We start from the raw sequence: 2,776 nt of genomic DNA, 5'->3' as shown, positions 1-2,776 counted from the left end.
AATTTAACGAGTTGTGGACTTCCTTCTCGACCTTAACAGGCTGGCTAGTACAGACAGAACTGCGGTTTACAAACCGGATAATTGAGCCTTGGTTTTCGGCATTGCAGATATTATCTCAATTCTAGACTTATCTTGTCCAGCGAGCTTTGACTAAGTTTAGATAACTATTTCGCCCTGTAAGTTAACCCTTCATCTTCTTCTGTTTGCCACTGCCGCAAAAGTTCAAAAGCATTAAAGCCCCTGTATTGCAGGTAGTTCAAGACTTTGCCCTTGGTTTTCGGATCTACTTTACTCCAAGCATCGATCTTGTATTTCCGCATGACTTTGGCTTTTAATTCGGCGAGTTTTGCGGCTTCCGAGTCCAGATTTTCGGCAATTTCTTCCTCCCAGACTTGCTCGAACAAATCGCTAGTAATTCCTTTTTGCAGGCACTTGCGCTTGATGGCCGATTTCCCGTATTTGCCCGTAGCAGAGGCGATCGAGTTTGCCACCAAGCGAGTGTCAGACTGATAGCCCCGGTCTTGAATTTGCGCGATCGCCTCCAATATTTCCTCATTGCCAAAACCTTTCTCTTGCCCCTTTTTGCGAAGTTCAGAGGCACTGTAGTCTTTGCGGGACAAGAGAAAATAGAAATAGTCAAGACAGCTCATCAGTTAAATCGAAGGTTGGCGCGCAAATACTTCTGTAGCGAATATCAAATCCAGTCGCCTTGCTATCGGCAGACTGCATCGCGATCGCCTCTATTCTTCTGTATCCTCCTCTTCTTCCACTTCCACTTCCGGTCTGTCCACATCGATCTGAATCAAGCGAATGTGCTTGTATCCGAGTTTAATTTCAAACTCGTCACCTGGCTTTAATCCCATTTCTTGGGTATAATTTGCCCCGATCACGATCGAGCCATTCTTGTGAACGCTAGCGCGATAACTCGCTTCTCGTCCGCGTCCGTCTGCTTTCGACTTCTCTAGCTCAATTCCCTTAGCAGCTAACACTGCATCGTAAAACTCAGCCAAGTTAATCCGGGTTTCTCCACTTTTGCTGACGGTGAAGTAGCCGCAAAGCTTTGCAAGTTCTCTGCGCGGCAAATCGCTGCCTTTGATTTTTTGAAGCAGACCTTTTCCTGTTAAGGGTGCTGTAGCTGTTTCTGCCATTGACCGTACCTCGCTTATTGGACTTTACTTATATCAATTACAACACATTAGATTAACTTTGTTTCACTGTCAATACTAAGAATTCGGAATATAAGATTCTGGGTAAATTTTTGCGGTCTCAAAACCGGGGGTGTAAGTAAGGATACTCGAAGGCAGATCTATTTGCCTTCGAGCAGGTGATGCTTGCCTAAGCGTCAAGGGCGCGATCGCGGGAGGAATTATTGTCGCAAATTAAATGCTTTACTTTTTTACAGTAAAGTCTGTTCCCAACTTTCACCAATCCCCGATCCAGTCTGCGGTCAAGGTAAAAACCAAAGCACCGATGAATGAAAATACCTAGGGCGCGACACAGGCAAATCTGCCGCCAGCCTTGTTACCGGCGCGGGGTTAAATTTTACCTCAACAAGGCGAGGCAGCACTTGTTCTCGATGCCGCTGCCACCTACTTGTAAACCCTGTTTTTCGGGCAGCGAATCCCCTCAAAACCCCAAATACCGAAGAGCAATCTTCTACTAAGGTGTTCGGCATATATAGCCCATCCACCCTGACGGTTAGGACGCTCTTAATGGCCCTTTCCCCATGGAGTCGATTGCTTCTGACTTCTGAGTTCAGACTTCTTTTTACCCCCCGAGCGCAGCCTTTATCGCCTTCTTCCTTCTCCGTTCTTCCTTCTTCCTTCTTCCTTCTTCCTTCATTCAACATCTGCTATAATTTGCACACAACGCAGTCCGGGGAAGGCAATCCGGTAAAAAAATCAAGGAAATTTCACCTGTTCGTTGAAAGGGTTTTCGCTAAAAACCGATTGAATGGGCGTGGCGGCAGAAACATCGTGCAGCCACCACCGGAGGAATTAGCTGCTGCACCAAAAACATTAGATCTCTTACAAAAATACAAAGCACCACACCCCAGCCCTCCCCGCGAGTTCGGGGAGGGGGTAAGATTATTCTTGTTTCCCCCCGAAGTTCGAGGGGACTTGCGGGGGGTAAATTTGACTTTTGCAAGAGTTCTATTGTCTGTGATGTTCGAGGGGGAGAAGCGGATGGGGGGGACAAGAACAAGGAATAGGGAATTAAAATATACAATTTATAATGTTGTAGAGGGATTTGTTTCATCGCGCGATCGGGCTGCGCCACTCTTCAACCTTCGCTACTTTCTCAGTGGACTCCGAGGGGGCGATCGGGAAAATCGCCCTCGGAGGGCCACAAGCCAGAGAATTTGACGTTATTTTGACAGGGCAATTGAAAAAGACCGACTTAAATGCAGTACAGCTTAAATATTGGTTTCAACACAAATTAGCACTTACCGCTCATCAACCCGGTTTCTACCCAAAATCAGAAGCTGGGAAATTTGCGTATCTAGGAAGAAACCGAGTTTTTCGTCAAGAGAGTAGGCGCCCAACTGTCGATCGAGCATTCGTCCCAGATGCGATCGAGCAGCAGCCGATCGCGAATTGCCAAGGACAACCGCAGTTAATTTCGCTCCCAAGCAAGCGAGCCCAAACTCAGCTCCGGGCGATCGGTTGTTGCTTCTGGGTTAGGAACTGTAACTTAATTTATGGACAAAGCTACCCATCCTTGACTATTTGGGTAGCTTTTTGAGCAAATTGTGGCCGCGCGAGACTATTTGCCC

The 2,776-nt window shown here is 47.0% G+C and carries 4 protein-coding genes; 1 reads left to right on the top strand and 3 read right to left on the bottom strand.

All coding sequences use genetic code 11. The features are described from left to right. Positions 1–164 precede the first annotated feature (164 nt). From JGK20_RS33890 to JGK20_RS33880, 3 genes are all read right to left on the bottom strand, one after another. Positions 165–650 carry a regulatory protein RecX gene (locus JGK20_RS33890; protein WP_293187176.1) on the bottom strand — a complete coding sequence of 162 codons (486 nt, stop codon included), beginning with the start codon at positions 648–650 and terminating at the stop codon, positions 165–167. Positions 651–740: 90 nt separating this feature from the next. Next, positions 741–1,148 (bottom strand): AbrB family transcriptional regulator, encoded by a 408-nt coding sequence (locus JGK20_RS33885; protein ID WP_293187175.1) that lies wholly within the window; start codon positions 1,146–1,148, stop codon positions 741–743. Between the two features lie 299 nt (positions 1,149–1,447). Further along, entirely contained in the window at positions 1,448–1,849 is a 402-nt protein-coding gene (locus JGK20_RS33880; protein WP_293187174.1) for a hypothetical protein, read from the bottom strand. Positions 1,850–2,250: 401 nt separating this feature from the next. On the opposite strand from JGK20_RS33880, the gene JGK20_RS33875 reads away from it, so the two are divergent. Further along, complete coding sequence (locus tag JGK20_RS33875) at positions 2,251–2,745, top strand: hypothetical protein (protein WP_293187173.1); 495 nt, start codon at positions 2,251–2,253, stop codon at positions 2,743–2,745. Positions 2,746–2,776 lie beyond the last annotated feature (31 nt).

It is taken from the genome of Microcoleus sp. PH2017_05_CCC_O_A, from assembly GCF_020738785.1.
Lineage (GTDB): Bacteria > Cyanobacteriota > Cyanobacteriia > Cyanobacteriales > Microcoleaceae > Microcoleus.
The sequence above is the reverse complement of the archived record's forward strand: the minus strand, read 5'-3'. Positions and strand labels throughout refer to the sequence as shown.